Source organism: Brevundimonas sp. GW821-FHT12E07, from assembly GCF_058807035.1.
The window spans coordinates 298,657-314,341 of the sequence record NZ_JBXAQH010000001.1; the positions used below are offsets into that span (position 1 = coordinate 298,657).

The following is a 15,685-nucleotide window of genomic DNA, read 5'->3' on the forward strand; positions in this document are numbered from 1 at the left end:
CGCGCTACGTTCGCGACTCGGTCGCTCACTGCTTGAGCGCGGCTTCCCTCACCTTTGACGGCAATGGGCTGCCGATTGCGCTCAAGTAGCGAGACTCCGCGAGCCGAGCGTAGCGCGCCGCGTTAGCGGCCCAATATCAATGAGCGTGCGCGCGATGCGACCGGAAGGCTGATCCCGTAAGAATGGTCTTCAGGAAGAAGAAGATCGCGATCACGATCGCATAGCCGAGGAACAGCGCGAGCGCCGTCATCCAGAAGCCCATGGTCATGATGTCGGGCAGGGCGATCTGGCCACCGTCCAGGGCCGGACGCAGCATGACCACCAGACGGTCGACGATGACGGCGCCGAGCGCCGTGCCCCACAGGCTGCGCCAGGCCGGCATCACCAGGGCCGCGATCAGGGCGATGATCAGCCCCACCACCTGATTGACGCCGTCAAACCCGCCCTGGGCCAGGGCGAACAGGCCGCTCAGAAGCGAACCGATCTGATCGAGGAAGTTTTCCATCACGCACCGCTCCTGTTTGGGGGCCTGCCGGAAACGCAGCTTGGCCGCATGAAGCAGGGTTAACGCCAGTCTTGCGGATTCGCTCCCGCCATGAGGGCGCGATTTCAACCGGACAGCGGCGCACGGCTCCGCTAGAGAGCCCGGATGAACGGCAAGGCCTTGAAAGCATGAGCGGGACCGCTGCGGCGCACACCGACCGGATTGCGTTCGGCATCGCCCTGAGGATCGCCTCGGCGGGCTTCTTCTCGATCATGTCGGCGGTGCTCAAGCTGGCGACGACCCATGGGGTCAATGCGCCCGAGATGCTGTTCTATCGCGCCCTGTTCGGCCTGCCGGTGGTGCTGGTCTGGGTCCTGACCATGCACGGCGGGGTGAAGGTGCTGGGGACGGAGCGGCCCTGGGCGCATCTCTTCCGCAGCGCGCTGGGCATCGCCTCGATCCTGTGCACCTTCCAGGCCCTGACCCTGCTGACCCTGCCCGACGCGGCGACGCTCGGCTTCACCGCCCCGATCTTCGCCACCATTCTGGCTGCCCTGGTCCTGAAGGAGGTCATCGGGCGGCATCGCTGGGTGGCGGTGCTGGTGGGCTTCATCGGCGTCGCCGTGGTTCTGAGGCCCGGAACGGGCCACGCGCCGCCGCCGATCGGGGTGGTCTTCGGCCTGCTGGCCGCGCTCGGCACGGCCGGGGTGACCGTGACCCTGCGCCAGCTCAAGGACACCGAACATGTGGCGGCGATCGTCTTCTGGTTCTTCTCGGCCTCGGTGGTCGTGGGCGGGCTGATGCTGCCGTTCTTCGGCCGCTGGCACGACCTGACCACCTATGGGCTGCTGGCCGCGGGCGGCTTCGCCGGGGCCCTGGCCCAGCTGGCCTCGGCCGCCTCGCTCAAGGCCGCGCCGGTCGCGACGGTGGCGCCGTTCGACTATCTGCAGATCGTGGGGGCGGTGATCTTCGGCTGGTGGCTGATGAACAGCCCGCCCAGCCTGAACACCCTGGTCGGCGGCGTCCTGATCGCCGCCAGCGGTCTCTACACCGTCTGGCGCGAGCACAGGCGCAGCAAGGACCGGATGATCCAGACGACGTCCGCGCCGGTCTAGGGGCGCCGGTTCAGGGGCGCCGCCCTAAGGCCTGAGGTCTTCGCCAGCGGTATAGGCCGGCAGCAGTCGGACCGCCGTCTCGAACGCGGTCCTGATCTCGGTTTCGCTGAACCCCTGATCCCAAAGCTCCGTGGCGAGCGCCGTTATGGCCTCGTCGAGCACGGTCTGCTCCGGCCAGGGATTGGATTTGTGGAGGCCCTTCAGCTCGCCGCCCAAAGCATGGACGAGGTCGAAAAGGCGGCTCTGCCAGAGATCGGCGGCGTCCATCGAATACCCCGTCTAGCGCCCCGTCGAGCCGAAGCCGCCTGCGCCGCGCGCGGTTTCGTCCAGGCTGTCGACCTCGGCGATCAGGGCCTGGGCATGGGCCGCAATGACCATTTGCGCGATGCGTTCGCCGCGCTGGATCACGAAGGGCTCGGCGCCGTGGTTGATCAGGATCACCCCCACCTCGCCACGATAGTCGCTGTCGATGGTTCCGGGGGAGTTCAGGCAGGTGATCCCGTGCTTGAGCGCCAGACCCGAGCGCGGGCGCACCTGGGCCTCCCAGCCGGGCTCCAGGGCGATCTTGAGGCCCGTGGGCACCAGCGCCCGGGCGCCGGGGACCAGCGTCAGGGGCGCATCGGCGGGCACGGCGGCGCGCAAATCCATCCCGGCCGAACCGGTCGTCTCATAGGCCGGCAGCGCCAGCCCTTCGGAATGGGGCAGGCGCTGGATCCGCAGGGTGGTCATTCAGGCATTTCCGTCGATTTGGAAGTGGTCGGCGATCCGGGCGGCGAGGGCTCGGGCGATGGCGGTCTTGGGCTGGCGCGGCCAGCCTTCGGTCCCCTCGCGGGTGACCAGAAGCACGGCGTTGCCGTCCGAGCCGAAGACGTCGTCGGAGACGTCGTTGCCGACGATCCAGTCGCAGCCCTTCCTCGACAGCTTGGCGCGGGCGTTGGCCTCCAGATCCGCGGTCTCGGCGGCGAAGCCGATGACCAGGGCGGGGCGGTTGGGACCGGGGGCGGCGACGCCCGCCAGGATGTCGGGGTTCTCGATCAGGGCCAGGGTCGGCGGGCCGCCCGGACCCTTCTTGATCTTGCCGCCGGCAATGGTGTCGATGCGCCAGTCGGCGACGGCGGCCGAGAGGACGGCGATGTCGGCGGGGAGCGCCGCTTCCGTCGCGGCCTTCATCTCCAGCGCGCTCTCGACATCGACGCGGGTCACGCCGACCGGAACCGGCAGGCCCGTCGGGCCGGACACAAGCGTCACCTCGGCGCCGAGGCCAGCCAGGGCCGAGGCGATGGCGTAGCCCTGTTTGCCGCTGGAGCGGTTGGTCAGGCCGCGCACGGGGTCGATGGCCTCGAAGGTCGGACCGGCCGTCACGACGGCCCTGCGGCCCATCAGAGGCCTGCCGTCCGGACCGGTCAGCAGATCGAGGATTTTGTCTAGGATGGCGGCGGACTCGGCCATCCGGCCCGGCCCGTATTCGCCACAGGCCATCTCCCCGTCGTCGGGACCGACCACAGCCATGCCGTGGAAGCCTTCGAAGCCCTTCAGCCGGGCGACATTGGCCTGAACCGCCGGGTGCAGCCACATGCGCACATTCATGGCCGGGGCCAGAAGGGTCTTCTTGTCCGTGGCGATCAATGTGGTCGAGGCCAGGTCGTCGGCCAGACCGTTGGCGGCCTTGGCGATCAGGCCGGCCGTGGCGGGGGCGACGACGACCAGATCGGCCCAGCGCGACAGCTCGATATGGCCCATGGCCGTCTCGTCCTCGGGCGCGAACAGGGTCTGGCGCACGGGATGGCCGGTCAGGGCCGCGAGGGACAGGGGGGTGACGAACTCGGCGCCCGAGGCGGTCAGGATGGTCTGGACCTCGCCCCCGGCCTTTCTGATCAGCCGGACCAGCTCCAGCGCCTTGTAGGCGGCGATTCCGCCGCCGACGATCAGCAGGATCTTGCGGGACTGGAGAGCGCCTGTGGTCATGGGCCTTCTCTAGCCGGACCGCCCTTCGCCGTCGAGGCGGGGTCGGGGAGGGGGTACAACCGCAAAAAAGAACATTGCGGGAACATGCAACCTATGCATAACTGCGTTCAGCGATGCAAGGGAGGGTTGGATGGACAGAATGATCATCAGGACCGGGGCGGCGCTGGTCGTCGGCGCGGGTCTTCTGCTGGCGGGCGGGTGCGACAACGGGCCGTCAGCGGTTCAGACGCGGGATCGGGCCGGAGAGGCGGGGGCGGTTCTTACCGCGGCGGCGCTCGGCGGCCCGGCCCAGGCCGAGACGGTGGGCGCAGAACCGGCTGGCGGGGCGGCGGAAAAGGGGGCGGTCACCGCCAACCGGCGCGAGACGGCGGACGCCAAGATCGTCCGGCTCTATGAACGCAACGGCGCCGCCTTCGGGGCGCGGTCGGCCGAGGACTATGCGGCGCGGATGAAGGCCTTCGCCGACAATCCGCCGGCGGGGGCGGACACCGCGAAGCGCCCGAACGGCGACACCCTCTACTATCAGGCCTCAACCAACACCTTCGCCGTGGTCGCTCGGGATGGTACGCCGCGGACCATGTTCAAGCCGGACGACGGTCCCGCCTACTGGGCCCAGCAGAAGGAACGGGCGCCCAACTTCGGCGTGCGCCGGAACGCAGGGACAAGCACAGGCTCCGGCGCGGCGTCGAATTAGCGACGGCGGCGACCGGAGGCGGAGGGACCGGCGGCCCGCAACGGGGCCGGGCCGGTGAGGCGGATCAGGCCTCTTCCTCGGGGCGGTCGGTCATTTCGCGGATCAGGTCGAGCGCGAGCTTCTGCTGCCGGTTCGACAGCTGCGGCGCCAGACGCGAGATCTCGATCGAATAGCGGGTCGAGGGGAAATCATGATCGAAGGCGGCGGCGCCGTCTTCGGCCATGCCCGGCTGTCCCTGGGCCAGGCCCTGGAAGAAATAGCCGATGTCGACCTTGAAGAAGCGGGCGATGTCCCAGAGCTTGGACGCCGAGATGCGGTTGGCGCCCTTCTCGTACTTCTGGATCTGCTGGAAGGTCAGACCCAGGGCCCGTCCCAGATCGCTCTGATTGTACCCCAGGCTAATACGCTTTTCGCATACTCGTCTGCCCACGTGACGGTCGACGGGATGAGGTCCGTCTTCGCCTGCGCCTCTAGCCATTTTTCTCTCGCCGTATCCGCGTACTAACGCGACAGTTTTGATGCGCCGCGTTTCGGCGGCTGTCACCCAATAATATACATACGGCGGCGCTTCACATCCGGTTGCAACCTTTAGGCATCATTTTTCGCGGATTCCGCGCTGCCAGCCGCGAATGGGTATCAGGTACGAAACGTACCATATGCAAAAACGAGAAAGTTCAGAGGCTTTTCGCCTTATGCGAGCGAATCCCCCGTAGGGCGGCGAGGGCCAGATTTCGTTCCAGAGGGCTCAGCGCGGCGGCGACTTCGGCGATGGCGCGCAGGGACTGTTCGTCGGACATCGGATCGCGCGGGTTTCCGGACACGTTTCCGGACGGCGCCTCGAACGCCGTCCCGTCTTCCGCCATGCCCGGGGCGAAGCCGGCCGCGGGCTCTTGCGTCGCAGCGGTCGCACGGGCTCCGCCAGCGCCATCGCTCCCGGCCTTCGCCACGGGGCCGATGGTGAAGGGCAGTCCGGCGTAAACCTCGGAAACGTCCAGCCCGTATCGGCGGCAGAACTGCCAGATGCGCGAGGCGGGAATCCGCTGGCCGTTTTCGTAGCCCTGCCAGCGGCCCTCGGAGGCGCCCATGTCGGCGGCGACCTGGCGGCGGGTCAGGCCCAAGGCCTCGCGCAGTTCGCGGAAGCGGCGGCTGACGGCCGCATCGACATGACGCGTCCGCTCGGTCTCCTGCCGCTCCCCTGTTCCCTTCATGGCGCCGCCTTCGCGTCGCCGGGCGAGCCCAGCCGGCGCCAGGGCAGGCAGATCGCCAGACTGGCCAGGACCGTCAGCCAGAAGAAGAGGTCGCCGACGCGGCCATAGAGGGTGGCGGGCGCCGGACGCGGCAGGAAGGCGTCGATGACCCCGCTCTCGCCCGGGTCCAGCCGTTTGCCGGGAACCAGTCGACCCCAGCCGTCGATCATCGCCGAGACCCCGGTCGGGGTGGCGCGCACCACGGGAAGGCCCGTCTCGATGGCGCGGTAGCTGGCGAGATTCAGATGCTGCAGCGGCCCGGACGTGCGCCCGAACCAGGCGTCGTTGGAGACATTGGCGATCCACGACGGCCGCTTCGCGCCGCCCGGAGTAAAGCCCGGATAGAGGCTCTCGTAGCAGATCAGGGGCTGGACGCGCGGGGCGTTGGGCAGGTCGATGGGCGCCGGCTTCGGACCCGCGCTGAAGTCCGACGGCATATGCACCAGGCTGCGAATGCCCAGCGCCCCCATCAGATCGCCCAGCGGCAGATATTCGCCGAAGGGCACCAGCCGGTATTTGTCATAGATGCCGGTGACCCTGAGGCCCGGTCCGTCGCCCTCGTCATGCAGGGCGAACAGGCTGTTGAAATAGCGGTCGGGCGCCCCCGGCTTCGGCGAGGGCTCGCCGCGGGCGAGGCCCATCAGCAGGGTCTGGCCGGGCTGCAGGGCGCGGGCGATGGCGGTGGCCTCGGGCGCGCCGTCGGCGAAGACCTGATTGGCGCTGGCGGGCAGGGCGCCCTCGGGCCAGACGACCACGTCGGGCAGGCCGCCTTCACCCGGTCGGGCGGTCAGGTTCAGATAGCGGTCGACGATCCCCTGATAGGCCTCCGAGGTCCATTTCGATTCCTGGGCCACATCGGCCTGAACGATGCGGATGAGCGTCGGCGACAGCTCGACCTTTGCGCCATGCAGCCGGATCATCCCGCCGATCACGAGAGCCAGAAGCACGCCGGCGCCGATCAGGGCCGAGGCGGCTCGGCGCTCGCGCGTACCCGGCCCCAGCAGTGGGGCGAAGGCCGAGACGGCGGCGACGGTGACGAAGCCCAGACCATAGACCCCGACGACGGAGGCGAATTGCGACCCGGCCGACCCGGCCTTCCAGCTGGCGCCCGCCGGGTTCCACGGGAAGCCGGTCAGGACATGGCCGCGCAGCCATTCCAGCAGGCAGAACAGGGCGGCGAAGACGAGGACGCGGACGACGCCTGCGGGCGCGAACCGGCGATACAGCGCCAGCGCCGTGCCCCAGAACAGGCCGAGGCCGGCGGGCAGCAAGCTCGCTGCAAATGGCGCCATCCAGGCCTGGGACGGATCGACCTGGAAGGCCTCCGCGACCCACCAGCAGGAGATGAAGAAATAGGCGAAGCCGCCCAGCCAGCCCATCCAGAAGGCGCCGCGTTTCGTCTCCGACCTTTCGGCCAGCAGCATCAGCAGCGGATAGCCGAGCAGGCCCGGCAGGACCCCGAACGGCGGATGGGCCAGCGCCGCCCCGACCCCGGCCAGAAGCGCCAGGCCGATGCGGCCCAGACGCAGGATCAGCCGACGCCGTTTCTCGCTCCCGGCGGCGAGGTCGTGGACGGGCAGGTCGGCCAGGGGTTCGGAGGTCATGCGGCCCGTTTTACTGGAGGCGATTCAGAGGTCGTCAGGCAGGATGTATGGGTCCGCCACGCCCAGGCTGGCAAGCAGGGTGCGCTCTTCGGCCTCCATCGCCTCGGCCTCGGCCTCGTCTTCATGGTCGCGTCCGAGAACGTGCAGGGTCCCGTGGATGACAAGATGGGTCAGATGGTTGGCGAGGCTTTTCCCCTGTGCCTGCGCCTCGTCGCGGCAGACGCCGAAGGCCAGGACGATGTCGCCCAGATGCGGCGGCTCCCCGGGCATCGGCATGTCCCCGCCCGGGAAGGACAGGACATTGGTCGGCCGGTCCTTGTCGCGGAACTGGGCGTTGAGCAGTTGAACCGCGCCGTTGTCGGTCAGCAGGACGACGAGGCCGCCCTCGGTATCCCCCAGCGCAGCGGTCGCGGCCCGTTCGACGACGGCTTCGGCCTCCGGCAGGGCGTCGGTCCAGTCGTCGACCTCGATCTCGACCTCGATCACGATCAGGCCGCCGGATCTTCGAGGTCAGCCTTGGGACGGCTGCCCGCCGCATCGGCGTCATAGGCGCGCACGATCCGCTCGACCATGGCGTGGCGGACCACGTCGCGGGCCTCGAACTCCAGCACCCCGACCCCCTTCACATCGCGCAGGATGCGGAGCGCATGGGCCAGGCCCGAATCGCGGGGATTGAGAAGGTCGATCTGGCTCGGGTCGCCGGTGACCACCATCCGCGCGCCTTCGCCGAGACGGGTCAGGACCATCTTCATCTGCAGCCGCGAGGTGTTCTGGGCCTCGTCGACGATGATGAAGGCGTGGCTGAGGGTGCGGCCGCGCATGAAGGCGATGGGGGCGGCCTCGATCTCGCCCTTGTCGCGGCGGCGCTGGACGTCCTCGGCCCCGAGGATGTCGTTCAGCGCCTCCCAGATCGGGGCCAGATAGGGGTCGACCTTTTCGTTGAGGTCGCCGGGCAGGAAGCCCAGCTTCTCACCCGCCTCGACCGCCGGGCGGGTGATGACCAGCCGGTCCACCTGTCCCCGCCGCAGCAGGGAGGCGCCGTAGGCGGCGGCGAGGAAGGTCTTGCCGGTGCCCGCCGGGCCGACGCCGAAGCTCAGTTCGTGATTGGCCAGCACGTCCAGATAGCGGGCCTGGGCGTCGGTCTTGGGCACGATGGCGCCGCGTCGGCCGATGGGCAGGGCCAGAGGATCGACGCGACGGCCGCCGCCGGACACGCCGGTGCGGGCCACGCCGATGGCGGCGCGGACGTCGGCCTCATTGACCTCGGCGCGCTGGGCGATCCGGCCGGCCAAGGTCTCGATGACCTGTTTGGCGTTGGCCCGGTCGCGGGCGCCGCCGTTGATCGACACCCCGCCGCCGGGCGCCTCGATCAGCACCTTGAACGCGTCCTCGATCAGGGCGACGTGACGGCTGTTGGGCCCGATGACGGCGTGCAGGGCGTCGTCGTCCAGCTCCAGGAACTCACTCTCTCTCGCCATTCTAGATCGGCCTGTCGGCCGAGGGCGCTACCGCGCGCGACGCGGTCGCTTGCTGCTTGAGCGCTGCTTCGTTGGTCAAAAGTCTACCCGTCAAACTGTTCTGTTGCCCGCTGATGATTTCGACCGGAACGATCTGGCCGAGCAGATGATCCGCGTCGTCGACGTGGACCGATTGGAGCCAAGGCGAGCGGCCGATGGCCTGATGTCCGTGGCGGCCCTTCTTCTCGAACAGGACGTCGGAGGTCATACCCGCACGCGAGGCGTTGAAGGCGGTCTGCTGTTCGAACAGCAGGGTCTGGAGCGCCTGCAGCCGCTCGCGCGCCACGGCGTCCGGCACCTGGGCCCCCATGCCGGCGGCGGGGGTGCCGGGACGCGGCGAATACATGAAGGAGAAGGCCGAGGCGTAATTCACCTGACGGACCAGATCCATCGTGTCCTCGAAATCCTTGTCCGTCTCGCCCGGGAAGCCGACGATGAAATCGCCGGACAGGGCCAGGTCCGGCTGGGCCCCGCGGATGCGGGCGATCAGGTCGATGTATTTCTGGCGTCCGTGCTTGCGGTTCATCAGCCGCAGGATCCGGTCCGAGCCCGCCTGAACCGGAAGGTGCAGCCAGGGCATCAGGGCGGGCAGGTCGGCATGGGCGGCGATCAGGTCGTCGGACATGTCGTTGGGATGGCTGGTCGTATAGCGAATGCGGTCGATGCCGGGGATTTCGGCCAGGGCCCAGGCCAGCTTCGCCAGGGTCCAGGCGCCATCCGCGCCCTCGCCGTCATAGGCATTGACGTTCTGGCCCAGCAGGGTGACCTCGCGCACCCCCTTGTCGGCCAGACCGCGCGCCTCGGCGAGGATGTCGGCGACCGGGCGCGACCATTCGGCGCCGCGCGTATAGGGCACCACGCAGAAGGTGCAGAACTTGTCGCAGCCCTCCTGCACGGTCAGGAAGGCGGTCGGGCCCTTGACCCCGCGCGCGGCGGCGCCCTCGGCCGACAGGGCGTCAAACTTTTCATTGGGGGCGAAGTCGGCGCCGATGCGCTCGCCGCGCGCCCGGGCGTTGCGGGTCAGAAGCTCGGGCAGCTGGTGATAGGCCTGGGGCCCGACGACCAGATCGACGGCCGGCTGGCGGCGCATGATCTCCTCGCCCTCGGCCTGGGCGACGCAGCCGGCGACGGCGATGGTCATGCGGCCCTCGCCGCGGGCCAGCTTCTTGTCCCGCATCTCGCGCATCTTGCCGAGTTCGGAATAGACCTTCTCGGCCGCCTTCTCGCGGATGTGGCAGGTGTTCAGGATGACGAAGTCGGCGCCCTCGGCCGTATCCGTGGTCGCATAGCCGAGCGGGCGCAGGACGTCGGCCATGCGCTCGGAATCATAGACGTTCATCTGACAGCCGTAGGTCTTGATGAAGAGACGCTTGGGCGGCGTCTCTCCCATCCCGGCTTCAGGGGGCCCGGCTTCAGAGGGCGTGGCGCCGAGGGGCGCGACGAGGGTCTCGGTCATTTGTTCTTAATAAGGGGCTGTGGGGCTTTGCGCCACTCGCCCGAAAGAACCGGGCCGCTCAGTGGTCGTGGCGGGCGCCGTGACGAGTGAAGATCAGGCCTTCGCGCTTGGACGGCTCGGCGCCTTCGATGGCCGTGCCGTAGAGCTCGAGCTTGTGCCCGACCAGCTGGAAGCCGAGGCGTTCGGCGATCTCGGTCTTCAGCCGCTCGATCTCGGCGTCGAAGAATTCGATGACCTCGCCCGTGCGGGTGTCGATCAAATGATCGTGGTGGTCGTCGCCGGCCTCTTCATAGCGGCTGCGGCCGTCGCCGAAATCGTGCTTCTCGACCACGCCCGCTTCCTCGAACAGCCGCACGGTCCGGTAGACGGTGGCGATCGAGATATGGGGGTCGATGGCGGAGGCGCGGCGGTACAGCTCCTCGACGTCCGGATGATCCTCGGCGTTCGACAGCACCCGCGCGATGACGCGCCGCTGCTCGGTCATACGCATGCCGCGTTCGGCGCAAAGCTTTTCGATCCGGTCCATGGTTCGACAAGATAGAGGCAGCGTCACCGCGAGGGAAGTCGCTCCGGCCATGCAAGCGCAAGAAGAAGCGCGTCGACGCGGCCTCCGTCCGATTTTTCGTAATAGTTCCTGCGCCGGCCGGTCTGTTCGAACCCGAGCCGGGCGTAGAGGGCGCGGGCGGCTTCATTGTCCTCGGCGACCTCGAGGAACAGGCGTTCGGCGCCGGCGCGGGCGGCGAAGTCCGCTGCGGCCTGTGTCAGGCGGGCGCCGAGACCCGCGCGGCGGGCGGCCGGGCGGACGGCCAGGGTCAGGATTTCGGCCTCGTCCAGCACGACCCGGCACAGGATGAAGCCGTCCGGTGCGGTGACCGCAAAGACCCCGGCCTGACCGAGAAGGCTTTGAAAGGCGGCGTCGTCCCAAGGGGCGTGGAAGGCCTCGGCATGGAGGACGGCGAGGTCGGGCGCGACCTCCGGGCCGGAGGCGACGCTCAGGGCTTCGCCGGGAGTCGTGGAGGACGAATCAGTCACGACGGCTTCGCAGGCCGCGCCTGACCGGGCAGGCGGGTCGGCGGGGTCGCGTCGGGCGCGCGCAGATAGAGCGGCGTCGGCGGCGAGGTCGCCGGGTCGGCGGCGATGGTCAGGGCCGCGAGGGCGGCAGGCGTAGGGACGGTGATCAGGTCGGCGGCGCTCTCCGCCGCAAACCGCTCCCGTGCTTCCGGCGACGGAGCGGGCCAGGACGAGGGCGGGGCCATCAGGACCAAAGGGGCGCCGCTGCCGACAAAGGACCAGATGCCCTCGACCTCGCCGCCGAAGTTCGCGGCGGCCGCCTCTACGGCGAGGGCCTGGGGCGGAGAGGTTGGACCGCTCTCATCGAAGATCTGGAGGTAGACCTGGCCACGGCGAGCATCGATCGCGGCGGCGATGTGCGGGGGTTCGATATCCGTGGCACGCCACCAGTTCTGCTTCGACCGCGCCAGTCCCGCCAGCGTCGAGACGCCGACGACCGGCACGCCCAGCGCCGCGCCCAGCCCCTGGGCGAAGGCGAGGCCGACGCGCAGGCCGGTGAAGGAGCCGGGTCCGACGGTGACGCCGATGCGTTCGATGCCGTCGAAGCCGCCGGCTTCGGCGACGGCGTCGCGGACCAGGCCGCCGATCCGCTCCTGATGCCCCTTGGCCATGGGTTCGACGCGCACGCCCAGAGGCTTGTCGCCGTCGAAGACGGCGGCGGTGCAGGCGTTCAGCGCCGTATCGATGACGAGGACCTTCATGGGCGGACCTCTATCCGCGCGCGGCCGGGAAGGCGAGGGGGCTCCCCGACGCTTACCTCGACGCCAGCGCCTCCACGATGGTCGCGACCGCGCGCCGGGCGTCGCGGCTCTCGATCAGGCCGAAACCGGTCGCCACGGCCCGCCCCTCGGGGCTGGCGGTCAGGAAGCGCAGGCCCGTCAGCCATTCCGCCTCGGCGGCGTCCGCCCCGAGGGCTCCGCCCGGCGGTTCTTCCCGCCCCGGGTCGGGCGCGGGCGGTGGGAAAAAGCCGGCGGTCGTGGCGCCCAGGACGGTCGCGATCCGGTGCAGGCGCGAGACCGAGACCCGGTTGGTCCCGGCCTCATATTTCTGGATCTGCTGCGGACTGATGCCGAGCCGGTCGGCGAGCCCCTGCTGCGACAGGCCCAATGCCGCACGTCGCTGGGCGATGCGGGCCCCGACGAAGGCGTCCACCCGGTCCGGCGTTCTCGGCATCGACTGTCCCTCCCGCTCGATCCGAATGGGAGAGTTTCATGAAACGAAACCGGTTGCAACTTATTCGTTTCATCACTCCGATAATCAGGGATCGAGGCGGGCGATGACGGCGGCGACGCGGGCGGCGCGGGACCGGTCCAGCACGGTCTCGGCGTCCAGACCGCCGGGGCCGCCGCGCAGATAGAGACGGTCGGCGTCGGCGCGGTCGTAGAGGCGGATCAGGCGTGAGCCGTCGGTCAGGTCGATGACACAGCCCTGATCCCGGCGCGGCCAGCGGTCCGGATCGAATTCCAGCACCACGCCCGAGGCGGCCCACGGGGCAAGGTCGTCGTTGGAGAGTTGCAGGCGCTCGGTCGCGGAGGGCGGGGCGGGAAGTCGGATGTGGGGCGGTCCGGTCCAGCCGCGTCCGCCGCTTTCGACGCCCCTGCTCACCGGTGCGGCCGGCGCATCGGCGGTGATCCGGGCGGCGGCGAGGGCGAGGTCTTCGGGGCTGGCGTCGAGGGCGGCGGTCAGGCGGCGCTGGACGTCGGGACGGAACAGGCCGGGCCGTTTGCCGGCTTCATACAGGCCCCAGCCCTGGCTGGTCATGTCGAGCCGTGCGCCGGCCTCGGCCTGGCTCAGGCCCCGCTCGCGACGCAGGACGGCCAGGGCCTCGCCGAGGGCGCGCACGTCGCTGTCCTGTTCGAAGCGGGGCATGGCCGCACGATGACAGGCTTGCGGGCAGGCGGCCAGAACGAATTGGTTTCAATGAAACCCGCGCTCAAGCAGCGAGCCCCGGACCTGGTCCGGGGCGAGCGATAGCGCGCTTGCTTAGATCACCTGCTCGACCCGGGTCACTTCCGGGACGTAGTGTTTCATCATCTGCTCGACCCCGGCCTTGAGGGTGGCGGAGGAGGAGGGGCAGCCGGCGCAGGCGCCGCGCATGCGCAGCGAAAGCACGCCGCTGTCCTCGTCGAAGGAATCAAACAGGATGTCGCCGCCGTCCTGGGCCACGGCCGGACGGATGCGGCTGTCGAGCAGGGCCTTGATCTCGGCGACGATCTCGGTGTCCTCGCTGGTGTCGGCGACGGCTTCCTCGGTGCGGATCAGCGGGGCGCCCGAGGTGAAGTGGTCCATGATGGCGGCCAGGATCGGCGGCTTCATCTCCGACCAGTCCAGACCATGCGCGGCCTTGGTCACCGAGACATAGTCGGCGCCGAAGAAGACGCCGGCGACATCCTCGAGCTGGAACAGGGCCTCGGCCAGGGGCGAGGCGGCGGCCTGATCGACGGTCAGGAACTCGCGCGCGCCCAGCGGGGCCCCATCCTCAGCAAGAAGGGCGCGTCCCGGCAGAAACTTGAGCACATTGGGATTGGGCGTGGGTTCGGTCTGGATGAACATGGCCTGCAGATGCGCTCAGGCGCGCTCCTGTTCAAGACGGGTAGGACTGCTCCAGCTCATATTCGCTGCCGTGATCGGTCAGGGTGCTGGAGTAGAGGCCGAAGCGGTCGATGCGGATCGGCGGCGAGTGCAGCAGATTGTGGTTGGAGACCCAGGCGCCGATCCGGTCCGGATTGGTCTGGGTCTTGAGGTACGCCAGGGTCAGGTGGGGCTTGTAGACGCGGGGTTCCATGTGGATTCCGGCCCGTTCGGCCGCCGCCTTGCATCGACCCGCCAGGACATTGAGCTTCTCATTGGGCTCGACCCCGGCCCAGAGGGTGTCGGCGCGGTGGGCGTCGCCGAAGGACCCCACGCCTTTCAGCACGATTTCGAACGGATCGACCGGGATGCGCGACAACTCGCCCGCCAGATCGTCGGCCTGACGCTCCGGCACCTCGCCGTAGAAGGCCAGGGTGATGTGCAGGGCCTCTTCCGGCCGCCATTTCGCGCCCGGCAGGCCGGTCTGGCGCCGTTTCAGGGTTTCGACGACGTCCCAGGGGACGGGCAGGGCGGTGAACAGGCGAAGCATGCGACCCTTGGTAGCGGGGCGGATCGACGCGGGAAAGCGCACATTCCCTTGCATGGCGGGGTTCAGACCCCGATATTTCAGTCAAAGGCCGGGGGCTTGCTCCGGTCCAAGTGGAGATTGATCTCGCGATGAGCGACTTCAGAAACGGTTTCACCAATGTGGCGCCCGCCTCGGCCGACATGTCGGTCGACGCCGGACTGCGCAGCTTCATGCTGGGCGTCTATAACAAGCTGGCCCTCGGCCTCGTGGTCGCCGGCGTGCTGGCCTGGGTCACCGGCAATGTGCCGGAGGTGCAGCGTCTGCTGTTCGGCTATGGTCCCGACGGCCGGCTCGGCCTGACCATGCTGGGCATGATCGTCCAGTTCTCGCCTCTGGTCATGCTGTTCGGCTCGATGTTCTTCATGAAGAATCCGACCGCGGGCGGGGTGAACCTGCTGTACTGGGCCGTTGTCTCGACCATCGGCGCGGGCCTCGGCATCCTGTTCCTGCGCTACACCGGCCAGTCGCTGGCCTCGACCTTCCTGATCACGGCGGCGGCCTTCGGCGGCCTGAGCCTGTTCGGCTATGTGACCAAGCGCGACCTGTCGCCGATCGGGACCTTCCTGATCATGGGGGTGATCGGCCTGATCATCGCTTCGGTCGTGAACATCTTCCTGCAGTCGCAGACGATGTATCTGATCATCAGCGGCGTCGGCGTGCTGCTGTTCTCGGGTCTGATCGCCTTCGATACGCAGCGGCTGAAGATGACGTACTACCAGCTGGGCGGCGACCAGCAGGCGATGGGCGTGGCGACGGGCTTCGGCGCCCTGAACCTGTTCATCAACTTCATCAACCTGTTCCAGTTCCTGCTCGCCTTCACGGGCGGTCGTCGCTGAGGTCAGGCGGAAGCCGGACCATCGGGCTCAAGCAGCGCAAGGCGCGGTAGCCCAAACAGAATGAAGGCCCCGGCGGAAACGCCGGGGCCTTTTTCTATTCCACGATCTGGAATTTGCGGCTGTCGAAGACGCGCAGGACCTGGTCCAGCTCGCGGCCGCGTTTGAGCACCATTCCGCCCTCCCCGATGATGGCCCACTGGCCCTGCCGCGTCTGCAGCGCCGGACGTTTCTCGATCCGGTAGAGGGGGGCGTCGCCCGAGCGGCGGAAGATGGCGAACTCGGCGACGTCCTTGTGGCCGACCATGGCGTAGTCGCGCCATTCCCCGGCCGCGACCATCCGGCCGTAGACGCTCAGGATCAGGTCGAGCTCCTTCCGATGGAAGAAGACAGGCCCCGGTGAGGGCTGGCCGTCGGGACCGGTCGTGTTCGGATCGAAGCTCATCCTGATCAAGTTAGGCCGCTATCGTCCAAACGCCAGCGCTGAAGCGGAACAGTTCGTCCTGAAAATAATCGGCGGCGACACGAAATGGCCCCGT

Annotated in this window: 21 protein-coding genes; 3 read left to right on the forward strand and 18 right to left on the reverse strand. The window is 68.7% G+C overall.

All coding sequences use genetic code 11. The features are described 5' to 3' along the window. Window positions 1-136 precede the first annotated feature (136 nt). Window positions 137-505: a hypothetical protein gene (locus tag AC1ROD_RS01460; protein ID WP_492946488.1), complete on the reverse strand. Its 369-nt coding sequence runs from the start codon at window positions 503-505 to the stop codon at window positions 137-139. Between the two features lie 167 nt (window positions 506-672). On the opposite strand from AC1ROD_RS01460, the gene AC1ROD_RS01465 reads away from it, so the two are divergent. Continuing rightward, window positions 673-1,599, forward strand: coding sequence for a DMT family transporter (locus AC1ROD_RS01465; RefSeq protein WP_492946489.1), 927 nt, complete (start codon window positions 673-675; stop codon window positions 1,597-1,599). 24 nt (window positions 1,600-1,623) lie between these two features. Here the strand turns inward: AC1ROD_RS01465 and AC1ROD_RS01470 are convergent, their stop codons facing one another. Genes AC1ROD_RS01470 through coaBC form a run of 3 tightly spaced genes read right to left on the reverse strand, consistent with a single transcriptional unit; the run spans window position 1,624 to window position 3,564 of the window. Then, entirely contained in the window at window positions 1,624-1,866 is a 243-nt protein-coding gene (locus tag AC1ROD_RS01470; RefSeq protein WP_492946490.1) for a hypothetical protein, read from the reverse strand. A gap of 12 nt (window positions 1,867-1,878) precedes the next feature. After that, window positions 1,879-2,328, reverse strand: coding sequence for a dUTP diphosphatase (dut, locus tag AC1ROD_RS01475; protein WP_492946491.1), 450 nt, complete (start codon window positions 2,326-2,328; stop codon window positions 1,879-1,881). Then, on the reverse strand, window positions 2,329-3,564 hold the full coding sequence (gene coaBC / locus AC1ROD_RS01480; protein WP_492946492.1) for a bifunctional phosphopantothenoylcysteine decarboxylase/phosphopantothenate--cysteine ligase CoaBC: 1,236 nt from the start codon (window positions 3,562-3,564) through the stop codon (window positions 2,329-2,331). Between the two features lie 139 nt (window positions 3,565-3,703). On the opposite strand from coaBC, the gene AC1ROD_RS01485 reads away from it, so the two are divergent. After that, window positions 3,704-4,258 (forward strand): S-type pyocin family protein, encoded by a 555-nt coding sequence (locus AC1ROD_RS01485; protein ID WP_492946493.1) that lies wholly within the window; start codon window positions 3,704-3,706, stop codon window positions 4,256-4,258. 64 nt (window positions 4,259-4,322) lie between these two features. Here the strand turns inward: AC1ROD_RS01485 and AC1ROD_RS01490 are convergent, their stop codons facing one another. From AC1ROD_RS01490 to thpR, 13 genes are all read right to left on the reverse strand, one after another. Further along, window positions 4,323-4,736 carry a helix-turn-helix domain-containing protein gene (locus AC1ROD_RS01490; RefSeq protein WP_207869348.1) on the reverse strand — a complete coding sequence of 138 codons (414 nt, stop codon included), beginning with the start codon at window positions 4,734-4,736 and terminating at the stop codon, window positions 4,323-4,325. A 196-nt stretch (window positions 4,737-4,932) separates the two neighbouring features. Next, window positions 4,933-5,466 (reverse strand): helix-turn-helix domain-containing protein, encoded by a 534-nt coding sequence (locus tag AC1ROD_RS01495; protein ID WP_492946494.1) that lies wholly within the window; start codon window positions 5,464-5,466, stop codon window positions 4,933-4,935. Next, window positions 5,463-7,109 (reverse strand): apolipoprotein N-acyltransferase, encoded by a 1,647-nt coding sequence (gene lnt, locus AC1ROD_RS01500; protein WP_492946495.1) that lies wholly within the window; start codon window positions 7,107-7,109, stop codon window positions 5,463-5,465. Before lnt ends, AC1ROD_RS01495 begins: the two co-directional genes overlap by 4 nt. Before the next feature lie 24 nt (window positions 7,110-7,133). Beyond that, window positions 7,134-7,595: an rRNA maturation RNase YbeY gene (gene ybeY / locus AC1ROD_RS01505; protein ID WP_492946496.1), complete on the reverse strand. Its 462-nt coding sequence runs from the start codon at window positions 7,593-7,595 to the stop codon at window positions 7,134-7,136. Window positions 7,596-7,597: 2 nt separating this feature from the next. After that, complete coding sequence (locus AC1ROD_RS01510) at window positions 7,598-8,587, reverse strand: PhoH family protein (protein ID WP_492946497.1); 990 nt, start codon at window positions 8,585-8,587, stop codon at window positions 7,598-7,600. 1 nt (window position 8,588) lies between these two features. After that, window positions 8,589-10,016: a tRNA (N6-isopentenyl adenosine(37)-C2)-methylthiotransferase MiaB gene (gene miaB / locus AC1ROD_RS01515; protein WP_492947718.1), complete on the reverse strand. Its 1,428-nt coding sequence runs from the start codon at window positions 10,014-10,016 to the stop codon at window positions 8,589-8,591. Window positions 10,017-10,140: 124 nt separating this feature from the next. After that, a complete protein-coding gene (locus tag AC1ROD_RS01520; protein ID WP_207869338.1) occupies window positions 10,141-10,608 on the reverse strand; it encodes a Fur family transcriptional regulator in 468 nt (155 codons plus the stop codon). Window positions 10,609-10,631: 23 nt separating this feature from the next. After that, window positions 10,632-11,114, reverse strand: a complete 483-nt coding sequence (rimI, locus tag AC1ROD_RS01525) for a ribosomal protein S18-alanine N-acetyltransferase (protein ID WP_492946498.1) — start codon at window positions 11,112-11,114, stop codon at window positions 10,632-10,634. Next, a complete protein-coding gene (tsaB, locus tag AC1ROD_RS01530; RefSeq protein WP_492946499.1) occupies window positions 11,111-11,854 on the reverse strand; it encodes a tRNA (adenosine(37)-N6)-threonylcarbamoyltransferase complex dimerization subunit type 1 TsaB in 744 nt (247 codons plus the stop codon). Before tsaB ends, rimI begins: the two co-directional genes overlap by 4 nt. Window positions 11,855-11,906: 52 nt before the next feature. Next, the gene (locus AC1ROD_RS01535) at window positions 11,907-12,326 is read right to left on the reverse strand and encodes a helix-turn-helix domain-containing protein (protein ID WP_492946500.1); all 420 of its coding nucleotides are present in this window, start codon (window positions 12,324-12,326) and stop codon (window positions 11,907-11,909) included. Between the two features lie 84 nt (window positions 12,327-12,410). Then, complete coding sequence (locus AC1ROD_RS01540; protein ID WP_492946501.1) at window positions 12,411-13,022, reverse strand: helix-turn-helix domain-containing protein; 612 nt, start codon at window positions 13,020-13,022, stop codon at window positions 12,411-12,413. A gap of 114 nt (window positions 13,023-13,136) precedes the next feature. Then, window positions 13,137-13,706, reverse strand: a complete 570-nt coding sequence (locus AC1ROD_RS01545) for a NifU family protein (RefSeq protein ID WP_492946502.1) — start codon at window positions 13,704-13,706, stop codon at window positions 13,137-13,139. A gap of 31 nt (window positions 13,707-13,737) precedes the next feature. Next, window positions 13,738-14,274: an RNA 2',3'-cyclic phosphodiesterase gene (gene thpR, locus AC1ROD_RS01550; RefSeq protein ID WP_492946503.1), complete on the reverse strand. Its 537-nt coding sequence runs from the start codon at window positions 14,272-14,274 to the stop codon at window positions 13,738-13,740. 128 nt (window positions 14,275-14,402) lie between these two features. Here thpR and AC1ROD_RS01555 point away from each other — a divergent pair, with 128 nt between their 5' ends. Further along, complete coding sequence (locus AC1ROD_RS01555) at window positions 14,403-15,149, forward strand: Bax inhibitor-1/YccA family protein (protein WP_492946504.1); 747 nt, start codon at window positions 14,403-14,405, stop codon at window positions 15,147-15,149. Window positions 15,150-15,243: 94 nt separating this feature from the next. Here AC1ROD_RS01555 and AC1ROD_RS01560 read toward each other — a convergent pair whose 3' ends face one another. Beyond that, window positions 15,244-15,591, reverse strand: coding sequence for a DUF2794 domain-containing protein (locus tag AC1ROD_RS01560; RefSeq protein WP_492946505.1), 348 nt, complete (start codon window positions 15,589-15,591; stop codon window positions 15,244-15,246). Window positions 15,592-15,685: the final 94 nt, after the last annotated feature.